A 19348-nucleotide genomic window follows, 5' to 3' on the forward strand; every position below is an offset into this window, starting at 1 on the left:
AAAGCCCGGCAGCGCAACGGCTGCCGGGCTTTTCGGGAAAACACTGTCAGTTGGTAAGCACCCGCAGGCCCGGGTTGTCCGAGAGCACGGTGCTCAGCGGCTGCGCGAACAGCTGCGGGGCGTCGCCGGTGAGCAGGCCGATCAGGTTGGGGATCTCGCAGATCGGGTAGTCGGCGACCGAGGAGGCGCTGGAAATGCCCAGGGCCTGGGTGCCGGTGATGATCGGCCCGCCCGAATCACCGGGCAGGGCGCAGATATTCGCGGAGAACGACTGGGTCAGCAGCCGGTCGCCGACCTGCACGGTCTGATCGATGGCGTTCACCACGCCGCAGCTGAAGCCGGTGCGGGCGCCGGACTTGCAGACCGGGGCGCCGACCACGGGCACGGCCACGCCGGTCAGAGCCACCGGAGCGGCGTTCGGGACGCGCACCAGGTTGTTGACGAAACGGTCCTTGTACTCGGAATTGATGGCGACCAGCGAGTAGTCCTGGTTGCCCAGCACCGACTTGTCGAAGAAGCCCATCTGGTTGCCCATGCGGTCGCCGACCATCTCGTACACGCCGGGCGAGTTGGAGCCGCCGGTGGCCGCGATATTCGGATTGCAGTGGCCCGCGGTGATATTCACCAGGTAGTTGTTCTTGTCCACGCCGTTGAAGCCGAGCGAGCACTTCAGCGACATGCGGCCGGAGACCGAGGCGTAGCCGTCGCCGGCGGCCAGCGGGCCGGAACCCGCGCCCGCAACCGGGGTCGCCTGCGCGATGTCCTCACCGGCGGCCGGCGGGGCGGCCATCACGATGACGCGGGCCGGGCTCATGAAACCGGGCAGCGTCAGCCCGGCCTGATCCACGCGCACCGCGAGGGTGTTGTTCATGGTGTCGATGGCCACGCCACGAACGGACTTCGACACCGCGGCGGGCTGGCCCTCCAGCCACTTCTGGAAGGCGTTCTTCTCGCTGCGCAGCGTGGATTCGCTCTTGGCCACGTCCTTCACGCTGAAGCCGGCGTCCGCCGCGGCCTTGCGGGCGGCGTCCAGATCCTCGCCCTGGGCCAGCGCGACCACGGCCTTACCGGCCTCGTCCAGCCAGGAACCGGCGAAGACGGCCGGGAACTGGCGCTGCGCGGTGGTGGCGAAGGCGGCCAGCTTCTGCGCGGTGTCGGCGCGCGCGAGGTAGTCCTGCGGGGAGATCTTGAGGTCGCGGGTGATGGCGGCGACCAGCTCCGCGGGCAGCTCCGCCTTGGCGGGTTCCGCGTGCGCGCTGCCTGCCAGCGGTCCGGCGACCAGCAGCGCGGCGGCTGCGACGGCGGCGGAACGGACAAGGGCTCGCGGACGGCCCGCGGCAAGCGAATAGCGCATACGTGGCAGGAGCATGAGCCGACTATATGGTGTCGGGACCGTTATGCCTACTTATTGCCGGGTGACGATTGGGTATTGGCGCGGCAAACAAGAGGCGTGTCCGGTTCAAGATCATCGCCAGCGCCCGTATTCGGCGCCTACGGTGCAGATCACGATCCGGAAGAGCGGAAATCCGCCCTTCCATCACGACACGCGGAACATGTCCGGTTCAGGCGCCCGACTGGGTGCGCACCCGAATGCCGCTGCCGATTCCGCCGCCCGAATTCGCATCGATATCGGCGAGAATGGCACGCACCGGAATGCCCAGCGTCGCGGTTCCACCGTACTGGGCCAGCGCGCTATTGGCCTCGTTGCAGTTCGGCGCGTCGGCCGCATTCGATCCACTGGTGATGCCGAGCGCGAGCGTGCCGGTGACGATGGCGCCGCCGCTGTCGCCGCCCAGGGTGCAGGCACTGGAAGCGAAGCCGCGCACCGTCTTGGACTGGCCCTCGGCGGTGTAGAGCTGGGTCTCCACCCGATCCGCCACCACGAAACCGCAAGTGAAGGTGGACGATTGGCCCGACTTGCAGACCGGCGCGCCGGTGATCGGGTCCGCCACGCCGGTGATGGTGAGCGTGGTGGAGTTGGCGCCGCGCACGTGCGGCTGGTCCATGCCGTTGGCCACCGCCGCGTCGTTCAGCTTGATGACCGAGTAGTCGAGGGCCTGGCCGCCGCCCAGCTGCGAGCGCACGAAGGAACCCACCTGCGGGCTGGCCGCGATATTGCGCACGTTCGGGATGTAGACGTCCGCGCGCTCGTTGCCCTTGCCGATATTCGGATTGCAGTGCCCGGCGCTGATATTGAGCGCATTGCCCGCCGCGTCCACGCTGTTGAAGCCGAACGAGCACACGTCCACGGTGGTCAGCGCGGAATCGCTGATCGCGGTCGGCGCGGTGATGTAGGTGTCGCCGCCCATCGGCCGCCGGTCCACCGGGCCGCCGCTGTCGGGCGAGAGGATCACCTTGATATTGGCGATCAGGGTGGGCAGGTTCAGCAGATGCCCGGCCGGCGTATTGGCCACGCTCAGCACCAGCTGCGAATTCAGGAAATCGATGGCGACCGAGTTGATCGCGCCGGAGATCTCGCGCGGCAGGCTGGTGATCCAGCTGTTCAGCTGATCCAGCGAGGACTCCATGCCGTCGGCGTTGATCGGGGCCAGCCGGGTCTGGTAGCCGTCCTCGGCGGCGATGCGGGCGGCATCGAGCGAGGTGACGGCCAGGACCGGCTTGCCGTCGGTGCCCATCCAGGCGCCGGCGAATTCGTCGGGGCGCTCGGAACGGAATTCCTTGGCGTAGTCCCGCAATTGCTGGGCCTTGGCGGAACGCTCCAGGTATTCGGTCGCGGTCATCTTCAGATCACGCTGGATGGCCTGCACGAGTTCGGCCGGAAGTTTGTCAGCGGCAAGCTGATTCGGCGAGCCCGGCTCCGCGTGCGCGGTGACCAGCAGGGGACTTGCGATAACGGTCGAAGCGAAAGCGACGGTGGCAGCTCGGACCGCGGCGCGGCGCGCCATGAACTTGCGCATGGAGTCCCTTCGTAGTGCACCCAGCTGACCGATGTGCCCGGTTACTTCGCGGAACCACGGTCAGCGCACCACTTTAGGGCACGAAGCACGGTTGAGCGCTACGAAATCATTGCGGAATGAACTCCCACGGATTCTGCGGCACCTGTTGCCCCGGCATCATCCAGCTCGGCACCGGGTACTGATACGGGTACGTCGGCGTCGAACGGGTGGTGGTCGGCGGCGTGGTGCGCGGCGGCTCCGTGGTGGTCGGGGGCGCGGTGGTCGTGGTGGGCGGCGGCGTCGTGGTGGGCGCCGGCTCCACCGGTTCGGCGATGGGCGGCGCGACCGGGGTGGGGGCGTCCGAACTGGCCGGCGGCAGCAGCGGCGGGGCGGCGCCGGCGGTGCCGGAGGGCTCGGAGCCGATCTGGCCGCTGGGCGGGCTGGGCGGCGAGTCGTCGGGGCGCAACACCGTCGCGACCCCGAGGGCACCCAGCAGCAAACCGATGGCGGCGGCCGCGGCGGCGATGAAGTAGGGACCGCGATTGGGGCGGGCGGCCGGGGTGGCGCGCACCGCGGGCTGTTCGCCGGTGCCGGTGCCGGTCACGGCGGGTTCGGCGGTGGTCGGGGTGACGGTGACGGGCACCGCGGCCGAGTACGCCTGGGCCAGGGTGGCGTTCTTGAGCGCGGGCAGCACATCGGTGACGTCGGCCGCATTGGGCGTGGCCTCGGACGGGTCCGGCGGGGTCAGGCCGGCCGGGGTGGACAGCACCGCGGCCAGGGCGGCGCGGGCGGCGTTGTAGGCGAACGATTTCCCGGTGTCGGCGTCGGGCTGCGGCAGATCGCGCTCGCTGACCAGTACCACCGATTTCAGGCCCAGATAGTCCAGGGCCTCACGCAGCGCCCGGATATTGGCTTCCGGCCAGGTCGGGGGATGGGTGGCGTAGAACTCGGCGGGGCCGTTCAGGTGATCGGTGGCCAGGTCGATCAGGCAGAAGGCGGCGGTGGCCAGCAGGTCCTCGGCGCGGTACGCCTCGCCGTCGTCCACCGCGATTCCGGCCGGATCGCCGACCGCGGACACGAAGCCGGTGATCGAATGCGAATGCCCGGCCGGCTGTTCGCCGCCCAGCACGGCATCCCCGTCGTCGGACATGTGCAGCACCGACTCGCGCACGATGTAGTGCACCGGGAGTGTGGCGTCGTCGCCCGTCACGACGGCCACGACGCATTCGTCGTCGGCCATCCGCAGGCCCACCCCAGTGGCCATCCTCGTTACCTCGCTAGATGCGTCCGGGCTCGCCCCGCGCCCAGGTCATACGAGGAGTGAACCATGACCCATGGCGCGGAGCATTGACAATAACTCCGAACGCGAGCCCGCACCGATCCGACGCCTGATCCGCGCCACGTGATGCTCCACCGTCTTCGCCGAGATGTAGAGGCGGGCGCCGATCTCGCGATAGGTCAAGCCCAGCAGCACCAGCTCCGCGACCTCACGCTCGCGCTCACTGAGAACGGTATCGGACATCGGCTCCGGGCGTGTCACGGGTGTCGCCGGAACCGCCGGGCGGACCGGGACCGGCTGGGACGGATGCGCCTGCGCGCGCACCGTGCGCGCCAGCTTGAGCAGCGCGGTGGCGGCCACCGCGTCCTGGGTGGCCAGCGCGGCCTCGCTCGCCAGCCGCGCCGCGTCCCAGCCGAGCCCGAGATCGGCCAGCCGCGCCACCGCGCCCTCGACCCGATCGCGATCGACCTGCCCGCGCAGCACCAGCACCCAGGTGCGTCCCGCGTCGGCCAGCACCGCGGCCTGCGGATCCCCGGCCAGCGCCGCCGTCTTCAGCCGGTGCGCGTGCGGGAGCAACTCTTCCGGGCTCTCGTGCGCGATCGCCGCCTGTACTCCGTACCAATGGAACGCATTCCCCCAAGCGGGCGGATCCTCCAGGCGCGCAAGCAGCTCCGACGCCGCGTCCACCAGCGACTTCACCCGGGCCTCGTCCTTCAGCCGGATCCCCGCCAGCCACAGTTCCCCGATCGGCAAGAGCGCCAGCAGATCCGCGCTCACCTCGTCGAACAGTGGATAGGCGGCATGCCAAGCCAGTGTCAGCGCCGCGTGATCCCCACCGCGCCTGGCCAATCCGACCAGCACGCCGTGCGCCAGCAACCGATCCCGCGCATCGAGATCGGCGATCCGAACCTCCGCCAGCCGCGCCGTCGCCGATTGCTCGTCCCCGCCCAGCATCGCCACCCAGGCCGCCAGCACCCGCTGCTGCGCATCCTCGGTCCCGCCCCGCAACGCGTCACCCGCCCGGCCGGGCTCTCCCATGCTCAGGCACAACAGGGTCGCGATCGACACCGCCGAACACGGGAGGAACCGATCACCCCCGTTCTCCCCGGGCGCGACACCCGAATGCGTGGCGTGGATGAGCGCGGAGGCCGCCGCCACCGCCGCGGTTCGCGCGGTGGTGACCGCTTGGTCGTGGGTGGGGCTGGCGGCTGCTGCGGAGGCGTCCGGATCGGTTGCCTGCCTACCGAATTCTGCGGCGGGGTCGGTCGATACCGGGGTGCCTGCGATTTCGCGGGATGCGTGGTGTGGTGGGTCGCTGTTGTCGGAGCTCGGGGGTAGAGCCGGATCGGGCGGGGTCTGGTGCATGGAGTCGCCGAGGGCTGTCGCGATCAGGGCGGCGCGGGCGGTGGCCTCGGTGGGCGGCCAGTGGGTGGCGGCCGCGGCGAGGGCCCGGGCGGCGGCGAGGTCGCCGGCGAGGTAGAGGACGGCGGCGGCCACGGCCCAGTCGGCGCCGACGCGGTGCGGGCCGAGCCAGGTGTAGAGCTGGGCGGCGCGGGTGGTGAGGGATCGGCGGGTCCAGACGCCGGAGCAGATGCGGACGGCGGCGGCCAGGTCGGCGGGGTCCGCGTCGGGGCGGCTGAGGGTGGGCTCGGCCAGGCGCAGGGCGGTGTCGCAGTCGCCGGTGCGGGCGGCGGCGTCGGCCCAGCGTAGGGCGATGGCGGTGGTGTCGGCGCCGGCCGCCGCCGCTGCCGCGTAGTGGCGGACGGCTTCCTCGCCCGCTTTCTCGGCTGTGCCGCACAGGAATTCGGCGAGGCGGGGATCGCGGACGCCGGATTCGGCGAGGTGCAGGGCGGTGTGATCGCGGAGCAGGCCCGCGCCCAGGCGGGCGTGCAGCAGGAGGCGCTGGACGGCCAGGTAGCGGCGATCGCCCACCAGGGTGCGGAGCGGGGCGATAGCGGGATGCAGCAGGAGATCGGCGTCGGTGATCAGGGCGCTGCCCCGAGCGCGATCGACCAGATCCTGTGCGGCGGAATGGGTTACGCCGAGCACCTCGGTGAGTTCGCTGGTGTCCAGACCCGCGCCGGCGGCCGCCACCACGAAGGTGTCGAGCAGGTCCGGATCGGCGTCGTCCAAACGGGCACGGGCCCAGGCGGACACGGCGTCGTCGACCGCGACCGCGCCCGCGTCCAGCCGGGCGGCGCAGGCGGCGGACAGGGCGGCCACCACGCCGCCGTGGATACCCGCGGTCTCCCGATGAATATGCTGCGCCAGCGCTTTCGGCACCATCATGCCCAATTCGCGCGCGAACGGGGCGATCTCGGTGGTGCCGAGCGCGCGCAGATCCACCACCCGCCCACGCCGCGCCGCTCGATCGGTGAGAGCGCGCAGGCGAGTGTCGTGCGGACGCGGCCGCGTCGCGACGATCACCACCCCGGACGCGGATTCGATGACCTCGCCCAGCATTTCGAACAGTGCCGACGGCAGGGTGTGAGCGTCGTCGACCACCAGCGCCAGGCGATTCGCCCGGCCCCGGGCAGCGCCGCCCCGCCCGGACCTCGCGCCGGCGCTCAGGTTCGGCACTTCAGCTCCCTGCCCGGAGAACACCGGATCGGAATCCGCCGGTGTCACATCGGCCGCCCAGTCGGCGAGGGCGTCCGCCTCGACGCCGAGCTGTATCGCATCGTGGCCCGGCCGGGCGGGGAGCAGCTCGGCCGGATTGTCGGTGAGGGTGTAGCCGCGGGACCGGAGACGAGTGCGGATGGCGCCGAGCAGCACCGACTTTCCGGTGCCGGAGCGGCCGCGGATCAGATAGAGCGGGGGAGCCGGATCATCGGAGTCCAGGTCCCGGAAGATCTCTCGTGCGCACGGGAGGGAATCGAGTGCGACGGGGGTGTTGCTTGCCACGAAGAACCAACTCTCAGCCGCCGTTGTTGGAACGGTTCTGGCCCGGAAGGGCGCCGACCGCGTTGCCGAGACCGTCGACTGCGGAGTTGAGGCCGGGGACGGCCGTGGGCACCGGAGGGAGTGCCGGTGCGACCACCGTGGGCTGATAGGTCGGCGCTTGCCCCTGCCCGGGAGCTGCCGGAACCTGTTGCTGGGTGGTGGTATTCGGTTGCGGAGCGGAGCCTTCGGCGGGCTGGGCCGCTGCCGGTTGCCCCGCGGCCGGTTCGGCGGCGGGTGCGCCCGTGGGTGTCGTCGCCACCGGGTTGGCCGCGCCGCCGGGTCGGGCCGCCGCGCTCGTCGCGGGATGTCCGGCAATGGCCCGGCCGGTCGCGCCGGATTGCGCGACGGGGGTGTCCAGGGCGGCCACGGCGGTCGAAGACGGTTGCGGGGCAGTCGGATCCGAGGGGGCGGACTGCACGCCGGTGCCCATGGCCAGGGTGCCGGTGGCGAGCGCCGCCACCGCCGCGGCGGCCGCGCCGACGATCGCCACTCGCTTCCAGTGCGCGAAGCCGGTGGGTCGTTCGGCGGCCGTCGGCAGGGCGGGCAGGAGGGGGATCCGGCGCTCGTCGTTCGTGTCGGTGTCGTCCGTGCCGGTACCGCTGCTGCACAGGGTGCCGTGATCGACGGCGATCGCAATCGTCTCGTCCGGCTGCTCGTCGTATCGCTCCTGTGCAGGCCTGTAATCCATTGCGCCGGGACCGAGTTCGCTGATCTCCCGACGCAGCCGGTTCCGGCCGGCGGCCGAATCCTGGTACGGGACCGGGTCGTTCGGGTCCTCCGGATGATGCGGTGCGCCGAGTTCGGCATCGCGGGCGGTGAGGCCCGGGATGCGGCGCGGCAGGATGCGGGGCGCAGCGGACAGCGCCGGATGCGGTTCCGTCGCGGTGGTGTCGGCCAGCAGATCGGCGGCGAGCAGGGCCGCGCCGTGTGCGCTCAGGTGCGCGGGATCGGTGGCCGCGGCGACCGGGACGCCGAATTCGGTGGAGAGCAGTTCGGTGATCAACGGGATGGCCGCGCCGCCGCCGGTCAGCAGGAAACCGTCCAGATCGCCCGGGCCGAGACCGGCGCGCCGGATGGCCTCGTGCACCAGATCGAGCGAACCCAGCAGCGGTCCGCGGAACAGGTCCTCCAGTTCGTCGCGCACCAGGCGCACATCGACCGCGCCGAGTGCGGGCAACCGGACCGGGACGGTGGTCGCCGTATTCTTCGACAGCGTTTCTTTCGCGATTTTGCAGCGCACCCGCAGGGCGGCCAATTCCTGTTCCACCAACGGGTCGAATGGATCGAAATCCTTTTCCCCCACCGCGAATGCGAGAACGTAACGCATGGTAAGTAAATCGAATTCGGCGCCGGCCACGGCAGTGGTACGTACCGGTTCACCGAGCAACCCGGACATTGCGCCGGTGCGCGCCACCGAAACGGTCAAACCGGTTGCGCCGAGGTCGTATACGACCATCGCACCGTCATGGGTGGATTCATGGACTTCCTGCAACCAGCGCATGGCCGCAGCCGGTTCCGGCACCAGCGCCACGCCGTCCAGACCGGCGGCGGTCAGCGCGGCCCGCTGCACCTCCACCGTGTGCTGCGACCACCACGCCGGATAACAGGTCACCGCGGCGGCCGGGCGACCCGCGTCCTCCACCGCGCGGGCGACCGCCGCGACCACCAGATCCGCTGCGCGAACAGCGGATCCGTCGCGGGTGCGAATATCCACGGGATCCCCGACCCGGGACAGAAAACTCTCCGGTACCTCCGGTTCGGCGCCGAGCATGCTGGGCCGTACCGCTAGCCTGCGTTGTCCCCCCGAAGATGTCACGGCGACCGTGTTCGACGACCCGACGGTGATGCCGAGCGCCAGACCCTGACTCATTCGAGTTCCCCTGTCGATTCGAAACACGCGGCGAATGGATCGCGTGCGGCGTCGAAAGCTCTTGCGTCCGATTTGTGTGAAACGGCGTGCGGGCCGGGCGGCCCATGGTTCCTGTCGGTTGCTGTGGGGGCGTCGTTACCAATCTCCCCCCAGGTTCGGGGAAATTCCCCTAATGCCGCGAAACCCCCGTATCGGTGCGACACGCGATACGGGGGACTTCACCCCGTTTCGGCGTAACGGGTCGCGTTCCTAACGTGAAAGGCAATTGGAGCAGCGCGGGTCACCGGGGCCCGCCCCAGATAGGGAACGAGTTGTCATGAGCCCCAACGCAATTCTCGAGTTCATCCTCAACCTGCTGCGTGACCACGAAGCCGCCGTCGCCTACTGCACCAACCCCGGCCAAGCCCTCACCGCCGCCGGCCTCGACGCCGTCACCCCCGAAGACATCGCCGCCGTGGCCCCCATGGTCGCCGAATCCGCCCTGGTAGCCGGCGGTTCGCAACTCTCCGCCATCATCGCCGCCGGCCACACCGCAGCCGCGACCCTCAACGGCTCCAGCGCCCTCAACGGAGCCACCAGCGTCAACGGCTCCACCGCCGTGACCGGTGCCACCGCCGTGACCGGCACCACAACCGCCGCCGCCACCACCGGCGCCGCCCTCACCACCGGCGCCGTAACCACCCCCGACCTCCACCTCGGCACCGAAGCCGCCGCCAACCTCGACCTCGGCCTCTCCACCGGCATCGGCGCAATAACCGGCGCAGCCACCAACCTGACCACCGCCCTCGACGCCGCCACCAACCTGACCACCGAACTCCAAGCTGGCCTGACCGGAGTGACCGGCGTCGCCGCCACCCTCGGCACCGGCCTGGAAGCCGGTCTCACCGGCGCAACCAGCGTTGCTGCGACCCTCGGCACCGGAATTCAAGGCGGCCTCACCGCAGCCTCCGATGCCGCCATGACCTTGGGCACCGGGCTGCAAGCCGGCCTGACCGCCGCAGCCGACGCCGCCGCAGGAGTCGGCGCGACCCTCGGCGGCGGCGTGGACGCCGCCCTCTCCGGTGTAACCGGAACCGCCGCAACCGCGAGCGCCACCCTCGGAACCGGCGTCGAAGCCGGCGTGTCCACAGTTCTCGATGCGGTCGCCGGCACTCATACAGGGGTGAATCTCGGCGCAGGCCTGCACACCGCCGTGGCCGCCGCCACCCAAGCCGGTGCCGAACTTGCCGGAAATGTCGGCGTCGCAGCGGATCTCGGTGGCCTGGCCGATGCCGCCGCCGGAGTCGGCACAACCCTCGGCAGCGGTTTGGACGCCGCGCTCACCGGCGTAGCCGGAGCCGCCACAGGCGCAGGCGCACACCTCGGGACCGGTATCGAAGCCGGTGTATCCACTGTTCTCAATGCAGTCGGTGGCACCCATGCAGGTGCGAACCTCGGCGCGGAAGCAAACGCCGTCACCCAGGTAGGTGCCGAGCTCGCCGGAAATGTCGGCGTCGCAGCGGGTCTCGGTGCGCAGGCCGCAGCGGGCGCGAATGCGGGCCTCGCCGCTGCGGGCAATGCGGTCGCCGGAGCAGGCGCGAACCTCGGAAGTGGCTTGGATGCCGGACTCTCCGGCGTGCTCGGTGCGGGCACCCACCTCGGAACCGGCCTCGAGGCAGGGCTTTCGACCGGCCTCGATGCGGTGGCCGATGCGGGAGCACAGGCCGGGACGGGCCTCGATGCGGTTGTCGGCGCCGGAACGCAGGCCGGTGCGAACATCGGTGCCGGGCTTGGCGTTGCCGGCACAGCCGTGCACACGGCCGGTTCGGCGGCCACGAACCTCGGTACCGGCCTGAACGGTGAACTCGGCGGTGTGGTCGACGCGGGCACGCACGCAGTCGGTGGACTGGGCTTGGGGCTCAACGGTGGAGTCGATGCTGCAACCGGCCTCGGTGCGCAGGCGGGCGCAGGTCTCGGCGCAGGCGTGAACGCCGCCACCCAGGCTGGTGCCGAGCTCGCCGGACATGCCGGTGTCGCAGCTGGTCTCGGCGGAGTGGTCGACGCCGCAACGGACCTCGGTGTGCAGGCTGCGGGTAATGCTGCTGCTGGAGCGGGTGCGAACCTCGGCACCGGGCTGAGCGGTGGCCTCGGCGGCGTGGTCGACGCTGGAACGCATGCGGCTGGTGGACTGGGCGCGGACCTCGGAAGTGGTTTGGATGGGGGGCTTTCCGGGGCGGTCGGGGTCGTGAATGGTGCGGGCGGCCAGCTCGGTACCGGGTTGGAGGCGGGGCTTTCGAGTGGGGTCGATGCGGGCGCGCAGGCCGGTGGGAATCTCGGTGCGGGCATCGATTCGGTTGTCGGTGCCGGTACACATGCTGGTGCGGATCTCGGGGCGGGACTTGGCGGAAATGCCGGAGCTGTGGCTGGGGTCGGCACGGATCTCGGGGCGCAGGCCGGGGGCATCCTGGGGAGCGGGCTTACCGGGGTTGGGAATGCTGTGGCGGGGGTATCGGCCGGGGACGGGGTGGCGGTTGGGGCGCATGGTGGGGGTGCGGTGGATGCGGGGCTTTCGGGGGGTTTGAATCCTTGGGCTTCGGTGGATGTTTCGCATGCGTTCGGGGCCGGGGTGCAGGGGAGCGGGATGGAGTCGGGGTTGTTCGGGGACGGTGGGGTGCACGGGGTCGGTGGTGCGGATGCGCAGGTCGGCGGTGACATCATCGGCGACATGCTGCATTCCTGACGGCTGCGGCCGTACTCGGGCGCGTTGCCGAGATCCCGTTCACGGAACGGGATCTCGGGGGCCCGGCGGCGAGCCGGGACGGTGCGGTGCGAGCTCCGGCGCGCCGGACTCGTGTTCCGGCATGAGCCGAGGGTTCCGGGGCGGGCTTGTGCCACCGGCGGGTCTGTTGCTCCAGGACAGGCTGGTGCTCCGTGGCGGCCGGGTATTCCGTGGCGGGCCTGTTGCTCCAAGCGCAGGCATCGCGGTCCGGAGTGGGCGTGGTGCTCCAGGGCGCCCTGGTGTTTCGTGGCAGCCCGGTTTTCCGGGCGGGCTCGGCGTGACTGGGCGGGCGCAGTCCTGACGGGTGTGGATCTAGGTAATGAAATCGCTGCTATCGGATGAGGAATGAGGTGTCGCGCGGTGAGCGGGATCGAGGCTGGGCGGCCTTTGCTGGGGTTGTTGGAGGAGGCCGTGGGGGTGGCGCGGGGTGCGGGGCGGGGGGATTTGGTGGGGCGGTTGGAGGGGTTGGCGGGGCGGGTTCGGGATCCGCGGCGGCGGATCGTGGTGGCGGGGTTGGGGAATCAGGGGAAGAGTCAGTTCGTCAATGCGCTGATCAATGCGGATGTTTGTGCGGTGGGGGATGACGTCACGACCACGGTGGTGACGCAGTTGGCGTATGGGGCGGAGGCGGGGGCGCGGTTGGTGGTGGAGGGTGAGGGTGGGGCGCCGGTGGAGGTTCCGGTGGCGTTCGAGGCGATCGGTGCGATGGGGAGCTGGGCGGGGGCTGCGCGGGGGCGGCGGGTTTTGCGGTTGGCGGTGGAGGTGCCCAATCGGCTGCTGGGGGATGGGGTCGTGGTGGTGGATACGCCGGGGTGGGGCGGGTATGGGAAGGGCGGGGCGGCTGGGGTTTTGGGGAGTGTGCCGGGGGCCGATGCGGTGCTGGTGTTGAGTGATGCTTCGACCGAGTTGACCGCGCCGGAGGTGGATTTCCTGCGGCAGGTGCGGGAGTTGTGCCCGGCGGTGGCGGTGGTGTCGACCAAGGTGGATCTGTATCCGTATTGGCGGCAGGTGTTCGAGGCGAATCGGGAGCATTTGGCGCGGGCGGGGATCGATGCGCCGATGCTGCCGGTGTCGGCGGTGCTGCGGGCGCATGCCATGCGATTGCAGGATGAACAGCTGGGGCGCGAGTCGGGGTTCGGGGCGGTGTTCGGGTTCCTGCGAGAGCAGGTGGTGGGTCCGGAGCGGTCGGCGCTGACGCGGGCGGTGGCGGTCGATATCGGTTCGGCGGCAGAGCATTTGGCGTTGACCCTGGGCAGTGAGCTGGTGGCGTTGCGGGATCCGGAGCGGGGTGCGGCGGCGATCCGGGAATTGCGGGCCGCCAAGGCTTCTGCGGAGCGGTTGCAGCGGAGTACGTCCGCGTGGCAGCAGACGCTGGGGGACGGGGTGACTGATCTGGCGGGGGATGTCGATCATGACCTGCGGAATCGATTGCGGAATATCGCGAAGGAAGCCGAGGAGTGGATCGACGAGCATGATCCGGGCCGGCATTGGGACAGCATGGACGAATGGCTGACCGCGACCGTCGGCACTGCGGTCGGGGACAACCTGCTGTGGACGCGCACCCGGGCGGTGCGGCTGGCCGAACGGGTGGGCGGGCATTTCAGCGAGCTCGACCTGGAGTTGCCGGATGTGCGGGCGGGCTTGGATTCCGGTGCTTCCCGCACCGGCTCCTGCACCCTCGCCGACCTGGAACCCGATCTGGGTTTCGGGCACAAGGTGCTGGTCGGCGTGCGCGGTTCCTACGGCGGCGTGGTGATGGCCGGCCTGGTCGGCACCATGGCGGGCATGGCGTTGATCAATCCGCTGTCACTGGGCGCGGGAGTCCTGCTGGGCGGCAAGGCCTTCCGCGACGACAAGCAGGCGCGGCTGCTGAAACGCCGCGCCGACGCCAAAACCGCCGTGCGCCGCTACCTCGACGATGTCGCCTTCCACACCGGCAAGGAAACGAAGGACCGCCTGCACCGCATCCACCGCCTGCTGCGCGACCATTTCACCGCCATCGCCGACCGCACCCTGCGTTCCCTCGACGAATCCCTGCGCGCCGCCCAGGAAGCCGCCAATCTCGAATCGGCCCGCCGCGCCGAACGCGCCGCCGAACTCGAACGCCGCCTCCACGCGGTCGCCGAACTCCGCCGCCACGCCGACGCCCTCCTCCCGCCCGCTGCCCGGCCCGCCGTGACGGCACAGCGGCAGTCGGCTCTGCCGCCCGCCACGGAGACGTGACCGGCGAGGCTCCGGCACGAGCCCGCCGGGGCGACGACCGCGCGGGGTGGCGACGAGCGCGTGCGCGGGACTTCGACCACGCGCGCGGGACGACCGGGCGTGGGATGACGACTAGGTGCGCGGGGGCGACGAGCGGGTGCGCGGGACTTCGACCACGCACGTGACGACCGGGCGTGGGATGACGACTAGGCGCGCGGGGGCGACGAGCGGGTGCGCGGGACTTCGACCACGCACGTGACGACCGGGCGCGGGCTGACGACTAGGCGAGTGGGCGCGGGGGCGACTGGGCGTGCAGGACGGCGACGCGGGGCGAGCGGGTGCCCGGGACTGCGACTCGGGTGGGTGGGACGACGACCACGCGCGCGGGACGACCGGGCGTACGGGATGACGACTGGGCGCGTGGGGTGGCGAGCGGGCGCGGGTGGCGAGTGAGCGCGGGTGGCGAGTGGGCGCACCTCGCGGGGGCAACGGCGGCGGTGGGTGGGTGATGTGGTGCGGGTTCTGCTAACGCCGCGTAGGGTGCGCGCGAATGCCATGCGATGCGTGGAGGTGAGGCGTGCTCGGGAAGCGGGAGCCGATGAGCGGTGGCGTGGGAGAGGCCGGATACGGGCTGGTGCCGGAGACTCGCGGGTTGGCGGCGGCGGCGCGGCGCGCGCTGGGTGATCGTCCGCGGGTGCGCGCGCAGCTCGACGAATGTGCGCGGCGTTTGGACGAACCGCTGCGGGTGGCGTTGGCGGGGCAGCTCAAGGCGGGTAAGTCGACGCTGTTGAATGCGCTTGTCGGACAGGACATCGCACCCACCGACGCGACCGAGTGCACGCGGCTCGTCACCTGGTATCGCGACGGCGCGTCGCCGCGGGTGACCGCGTATTCGGCCGATGGGGCCCGTGCCGATGTGGTGGTGCGGCGCGGTCGGACCGCCGAGGCCTCGGCCGCCGGTCTCACCTTCGATCTGTCGGCACTGCGCTGGAATGCCGCCGCCCCGCGCGCCGTCGACCATCTCGAAGTGGAATGGCCGTCGTCCGAATTGGCGCGCACCACGATCATCGACACCCCGGGCATCTCCTCGCTCTCCCGCGACGTATCGGCCCGCACCTCCCAACTGCTCACACCGGGCGAATCCGACGCGCCGCTACCCAACGCCGACGCAGTCGTCTATCTACTGCGCCGCCTCGACGCCGCCGATATCGACTTCCTCGAACGCATCAACGTCGGCGGCAGCGGGGTTTCGGGATTCGGTGGGCCGGGCGGCCCTGCGGGTGGCGCTGGAACTGGCGGTGGGGTTTCGGGGTTCGGTGGGCCGCTCGGGGTGATCGGGGTGGTGTCGCGGGCCGATGAGATCGGGGCGGGGCGGATCGATGCTCTGCATTCGGCGCGGGAGGTGGCCGCGCGGTTCGCGGGGGAGTTGGAGCGGACGGGGTTGTGTCAGTCGGTGATTCCGGTGGCGGGGTTGCTGGCGTTCGCGGCGGCCACCTTGCGGCAGCGGGAGTTCGCGGCGTTCGAGGCGTTGGCCACGGTGCCGGTGGAGGAACTCGGGGTGGCGCTGTTGTCGGCGGATCGGTTCGGGCGGGCGGAGCTGCCGTTGCCGGTGCCGGGGGAATTGCGGGTGCAGCTGGCGGAGCGGTTCGGGATGTTCGGGATTCGGCTGGCCGTCACGCTGATTCGGCTCGGGGTGCGTGACTCCGCTTCCCTTGCTGCCGAATTGGGGCGGCGCAGCGGGCTCGACGAATTGCGGACCGTGCTGGATGTGCAGTTCGCGCAGCGGGCGGAGGAGTTGAAGGCGCATTCGGCGCTGACCGCGCTGGCGCGGATACTGATCGCGAATCCCGGTACGGCCGCGGATGCGCTGCTGCCCAGGGTGCGGACGCTGCTCGCCGACGTGCACGGGTTCGCCGAACTGCGCTTGCTCGGGCATCTACGTTCCGAGGAATTGCCTTTGCCCGCAGCGGATCTCGCCGAACTGCACCGGTTGGTCGGCGGTTCCGGAGTCGCCTCGCATCTGCGCCTGGGCTTGTCCGCGCACACCGATCTCGCCACCCAGCGGGAGGAAGCGCTGGCCGCCGTCAACAAGTGGCGCGCCCGCGCTCGCCATCCGCTCGCCGATCAGTTCACCGCCAATGCCTGCCTCACCGCCGTGCGCAGCGCCGAGGGCCTGCTCGAGGTCCTGCACGAACCGCCGACAACCCCTTTCGTCAGGGTGCGACGCGGCTGAACGGTCCGGACGCTGCCCTACACGCTGGTCGCGGTGCTGCGCGGGTCCACCAGGATTTTGGCGTGCTGTTCGGGGCTAGCCAGGGCGGTGAAGGCGGCGTCGATGCCGTCCAGTCCGACCGTGCCCGTCAGCAGTGGTGCCGGGTCCACCTTGCCGTCGGCGATCATGTGCAGCGTGTCGCGGAATTCGCCCGGGTCGTAACCGAATACGAACCGCAGATCGATTTCCTTGTTGATCGCCACCGCCGGATGAATGCTGTCGGCCTGCATGCACACGCCGACCACGATGACCCGGGACAGGGGCGGAGCGGCCGTGAGGATCTGGTCGAGAATGCCGGGTACGCCTACGCATTCGAAGATGGCCGGTCCGCTCGGCCCCTGGTCGAAGGTGTGGGCGGCCCGGAAGAGATACCACCACGGCACCCCCGGAATCCGGCGCAGGCGTTCCATGGCGTCGAATCCGAGGTTGAGGATGTCGGTCGCCCCGGTGATGCGGGCCTGGCGTGGTGCGGCTTCCCAGGGCGAGTCGACGCCCGGGTCGACCACGTGATCCGCCCCGCAGCGCGCCGCCAGTTCGCGCCGGCGGGGTGAGAAGTCGCTGGCCACGACCGTCCGCACGCCCGCGGCTTTGAGCATGCTGATGACGGCGAGACCTATGGGCCCGCAACCGATAACGAACGCGGTGCGGTTCTTGTTCACCCGCCCCCGCCGGACGGCATGCCAGGCCACCGCCATCGGCTCGGTCAGCGCGGCGTGGTCGGCGGACAGGCCGTTGGGTACCTCGAAGGTCATCGCTTCCTGCACCAGCACCTGTTCCGCGTATCCGCCGGACGCGGCCGCCGACAGTCCGGTCAGGTGCGGTTCCCGGCCCTGCCGGACGATGGGCAGGGCGACCACGCGGGTGCCGGGCTTCCAGCGGCGGCGCGTCTTGGGTCCGTATTCCACTACCTCGCCGACGAATTCGTGCCCCATCACCACGTTCTGATCCGAGCGCATGAAGTGCTGGTATCCGGTGGCGGCGGCCAGGTCGGCGAGGGCGTCGCAGTGCACGCGCGCGTGCAGGTCGGAACCGCAGATGCCGCAGCGCAATACGTCGACCAGCAGCTGGCCGGGGCCGGGCTGGGGCGTGGGCAACTCCTCGATCCGGAACTCGCCCTTGCTACATACGGCTGCGCGCATCTCGACTCCCTCGTACGACGGTGCCCCCGATTCTTCCGCGCCCCCGCCCGCCCGGTGGGAAAACGGCCCTCCGGAAGCAAGTTCGCGCACCCCGAGCCATACGGCGTGTCGGCCGCGGCGGAGGGCCGGTCTCCACCGAACGTGGAGACCGGCCCTCGTCGCATCGAAGCCGTGTCGGCATCTCGAAGCCGAGTGTCAGCTGCCGGCACTTCGGAAGCCGAGCGGTCAGACCCCGACCAGATCGTCTTCCAAGACCTCGTGCTGCTCCAACCGCACATTCCCCGGCAGCAGCAGGAACCCGACACACACCATCCCCATCAACGCGATCCCCCACCACAACGTGTAATTGAACGTGTGCGAGAAGTTGACCGCGTTCGCATCCATCCCAGCCCGCGAAAGCGTCTCGGCCACAGCCGAATCCCCGCCTCCGGTCCGGCAGCTGGCGGGCACGACGGACGGATCGACCTCCGCCGACCGATCCTGCACGCAGGCCCGGAACCCGGCCAGGATCTCGTCCTGCGCCGACGCGGGCAGCCCGGTAGCAGCCAGTTCCGTGCGCGTCTGCGCCGTCACCGCATCCACCCCGCGCGCCGAATCCTGATCCAGCTGCGTGAAGAACAGAATCCCGACCAATGCCACGCCCAGCGCCATACCCAGCTGCTGCCCGGTATTGAGCAGCCCCGACGCCGAACCCGCTTCCCGATCCGGAATCTGCCCGAGCAGCATGTCGATGGTCGGCGCGACCACGATCCCGAACCCGACCCCGGTCACGATCAGCGGCAACACCATCTGCCAGGAGGCGAAATCGGACGTGTAGTGCGTCGCCATCCACCCGTACAGCCCGAACCCGGCCGCGGTGATCAGCGTGCCGATCATCAGCACCCATTTGCCGAATTTCGGCGCCAGCGCGCTCACCGACACCCCGGCCCCGATGCCCGCGCCGACCGCGAAGAACACCGAGGTGAGCCCGGCGCGCATGGGCGACCAGCCCAGCCCCGCCTGCATGAACAGCGTCCAGATCAGGAAGAACCCGCCGAACGCGATCCAGAACAGCAGCCACGCGGACAGTCCGACGGTGAACGGCCGGGACCGGAACAGCTCCAGGTCGATCAGCGGTGAGCCGGTCGTGCGCGCCCGCCGCCGTTCGTAGGCGAGGAAGGCCGCGAACACCGCGAACGCCGCCGCGATCATGACGAAAGTCCAAGCGGGCCAATCCAGCCGGCGGCCTTCGGTGAGCGGGTAGACCAGCAGCAGCACGCCGGACACGGCCAGCACCATGCCCACGATGTCCAGCTTCGGCGCGTGCGCGGATCGCGAATCGCGCATGACGATCGACGCCGCGATCAGCGCCGCGATGCCGACCGGGATATTGACCAGGAAGATGGGCCGCCAGCCCAGCCCGAACAGATCCCATTGCACCAGCAGCCCGCCCAGCGACAGCCCGACCGCGGAGGCCGAACCGCCGACACCGCTGTAGATGGCGATGGCTTTGGCGCGTTCATGTTTGGGGAAGGTGACGCGAATGATGGCGAGGATCTGCGGCACCATCAGGCCGGCCATGGCGCCCTGCACGAACCGGGATCCGATGAGCATGGCCGGATCGGTCGCCAGCCCGCAGGCCGCCGAGGCGAGGGTGAACCCGGTCATGCCGAGCAGGAACAGGCGTTTGCGCCCGTAGATGTCGCCGAGCCGGCCGCCGGTGATGAGTACCGCGGCGAAGGACAGCACGTAGGCGGCGATGATCCATTCGATCTGCGAGTACTGGGCTTGCAGGTCGTTCTGAATGCTCGGCACCGCCACATTGACGATGGTGACGTCGAGCAGATCCATGAAGCCCGCGGCGAGGACGACCGCGAAGGCGATCCAGCGGCGGGGGTCGAGGGGTGGGGTTTCGGTGTCCACGGCGAGCTCTCTTCGAGTCGGAGGAGGGTGAGACTCCTCAAACTATGCACCTGAAGTGATTATCAATCAAGTGAGCAATCACAATT

Annotated in this window: 10 protein-coding genes; 3 read left to right on the top strand and 7 right to left on the bottom strand. The window is 70.3% G+C overall.

What is annotated here, in order from left to right; translation table 11 throughout:
- Positions 1-46: 46 nt before the first annotated feature.
- The 5 genes from LTV02_RS32995 to LTV02_RS33015 all read right to left on the bottom strand — a co-directional run bounded on the left by LTV02_RS32995 (position 47) and on the right by LTV02_RS33015 (position 8989).
- A complete protein-coding gene (locus tag LTV02_RS32995) occupies positions 47-1369 on the bottom strand; it encodes a S1 family peptidase (RefSeq protein WP_233035562.1) in 1323 nt (440 codons plus the stop codon).
- Between the two features lie 193 nt (positions 1370-1562).
- On the bottom strand, positions 1563-2918 hold the full coding sequence (locus LTV02_RS33000; RefSeq protein ID WP_067723568.1) for a S1 family peptidase: 1356 nt from the start codon (positions 2916-2918) through the stop codon (positions 1563-1565).
- A gap of 106 nt (positions 2919-3024) precedes the next feature.
- Positions 3025-4161 (bottom strand): hypothetical protein, encoded by a 1137-nt coding sequence (locus tag LTV02_RS33005; protein WP_233035563.1) that lies wholly within the window; start codon positions 4159-4161, stop codon positions 3025-3027.
- A gap of 45 nt (positions 4162-4206) precedes the next feature.
- The gene (locus LTV02_RS33010; protein ID WP_408639292.1) at positions 4207-7080 is read right to left on the bottom strand and encodes a LuxR C-terminal-related transcriptional regulator; all 2874 of its coding nucleotides are present in this window, start codon (positions 7078-7080) and stop codon (positions 4207-4209) included.
- A 13-nt stretch (positions 7081-7093) separates the two neighbouring features.
- Positions 7094-8989 carry an Hsp70 family protein gene (locus tag LTV02_RS33015; RefSeq protein WP_233035564.1) on the bottom strand — a complete coding sequence of 632 codons (1896 nt, stop codon included), beginning with the start codon at positions 8987-8989 and terminating at the stop codon, positions 7094-7096.
- Between the two features lie 316 nt (positions 8990-9305).
- Here LTV02_RS33015 and LTV02_RS39380 point away from each other — a divergent pair, with 316 nt between their 5' ends.
- The 3 genes from LTV02_RS39380 to LTV02_RS33030 all read left to right on the top strand — a co-directional run bounded on the left by LTV02_RS39380 (position 9306) and on the right by LTV02_RS33030 (position 16182).
- Positions 9306-11708, top strand: coding sequence for an IniB N-terminal domain-containing protein (locus LTV02_RS39380; protein WP_269821577.1), 2403 nt, complete (start codon positions 9306-9308; stop codon positions 11706-11708).
- A 384-nt stretch (positions 11709-12092) separates the two neighbouring features.
- Positions 12093-13970 (top strand): dynamin family protein, encoded by a 1878-nt coding sequence (locus LTV02_RS33025; RefSeq protein WP_408639293.1) that lies wholly within the window; start codon positions 12093-12095, stop codon positions 13968-13970.
- 577 nt (positions 13971-14547) lie between these two features.
- Positions 14548-16182 (top strand): dynamin family protein, encoded by a 1635-nt coding sequence (locus LTV02_RS33030; RefSeq protein ID WP_233041800.1) that lies wholly within the window; start codon positions 14548-14550, stop codon positions 16180-16182.
- A 17-nt stretch (positions 16183-16199) separates the two neighbouring features.
- On the opposite strand, the gene LTV02_RS33035 is transcribed toward LTV02_RS33030, so the two are convergent.
- Positions 16200-17360: a zinc-binding dehydrogenase gene (locus tag LTV02_RS33035; protein WP_233035566.1), complete on the bottom strand. Its 1161-nt coding sequence runs from the start codon at positions 17358-17360 to the stop codon at positions 16200-16202.
- A gap of 225 nt (positions 17361-17585) precedes the next feature.
- Positions 17586-19262, bottom strand: coding sequence for an MFS transporter (locus tag LTV02_RS33040; RefSeq protein ID WP_233035567.1), 1677 nt, complete (start codon positions 19260-19262; stop codon positions 17586-17588).
- Positions 19263-19348: the final 86 nt, after the last annotated feature.

The organism is Nocardia yamanashiensis, assembly GCF_021183565.1.
GTDB classification, from domain to species: Bacteria; Actinomycetota; Actinomycetes; order Mycobacteriales; family Mycobacteriaceae; genus Nocardia; species Nocardia yamanashiensis.

Bases quoted from the DNA above. Each gene is read 5' to 3' on its own strand.
- LTV02_RS39380 (WP_269821577.1), top strand. From the start codon at position 9,306: ATGAGCCCCAACGCAATTCTCGAGTTCATCCTCAACCTGCTGCGTGAC.
- LTV02_RS33035 (WP_233035566.1), bottom strand. From the start codon at position 17,360: ATGCGCGCAGCCGTATGTAGCAAGGGCGAGTTCCGGATCGAGGAGTTG.
- LTV02_RS33025 (WP_408639293.1), top strand. From the start codon at position 12,093: ATGAGGTGTCGCGCGGTGAGCGGGATCGAGGCTGGGCGGCCTTTGCTG.
- LTV02_RS33030 (WP_233041800.1), top strand. From the start codon at position 14,548: ATGAGCGGTGGCGTGGGAGAGGCCGGATACGGGCTGGTGCCGGAGACT.
- LTV02_RS33005 (WP_233035563.1), bottom strand. From the start codon at position 4,161: ATGGCCACTGGGGTGGGCCTGCGGATGGCCGACGACGAATGCGTCGTG.
- LTV02_RS33015 (WP_233035564.1), bottom strand. From the start codon at position 8,989: ATGAGTCAGGGTCTGGCGCTCGGCATCACCGTCGGGTCGTCGAACACG.
- LTV02_RS33000 (WP_067723568.1), bottom strand. From the start codon at position 2,918: ATGCGCAAGTTCATGGCGCGCCGCGCCGCGGTCCGAGCTGCCACCGTC.
- LTV02_RS32995 (WP_233035562.1), bottom strand. From the start codon at position 1,369: ATGCTCCTGCCACGTATGCGCTATTCGCTTGCCGCGGGCCGTCCGCGA.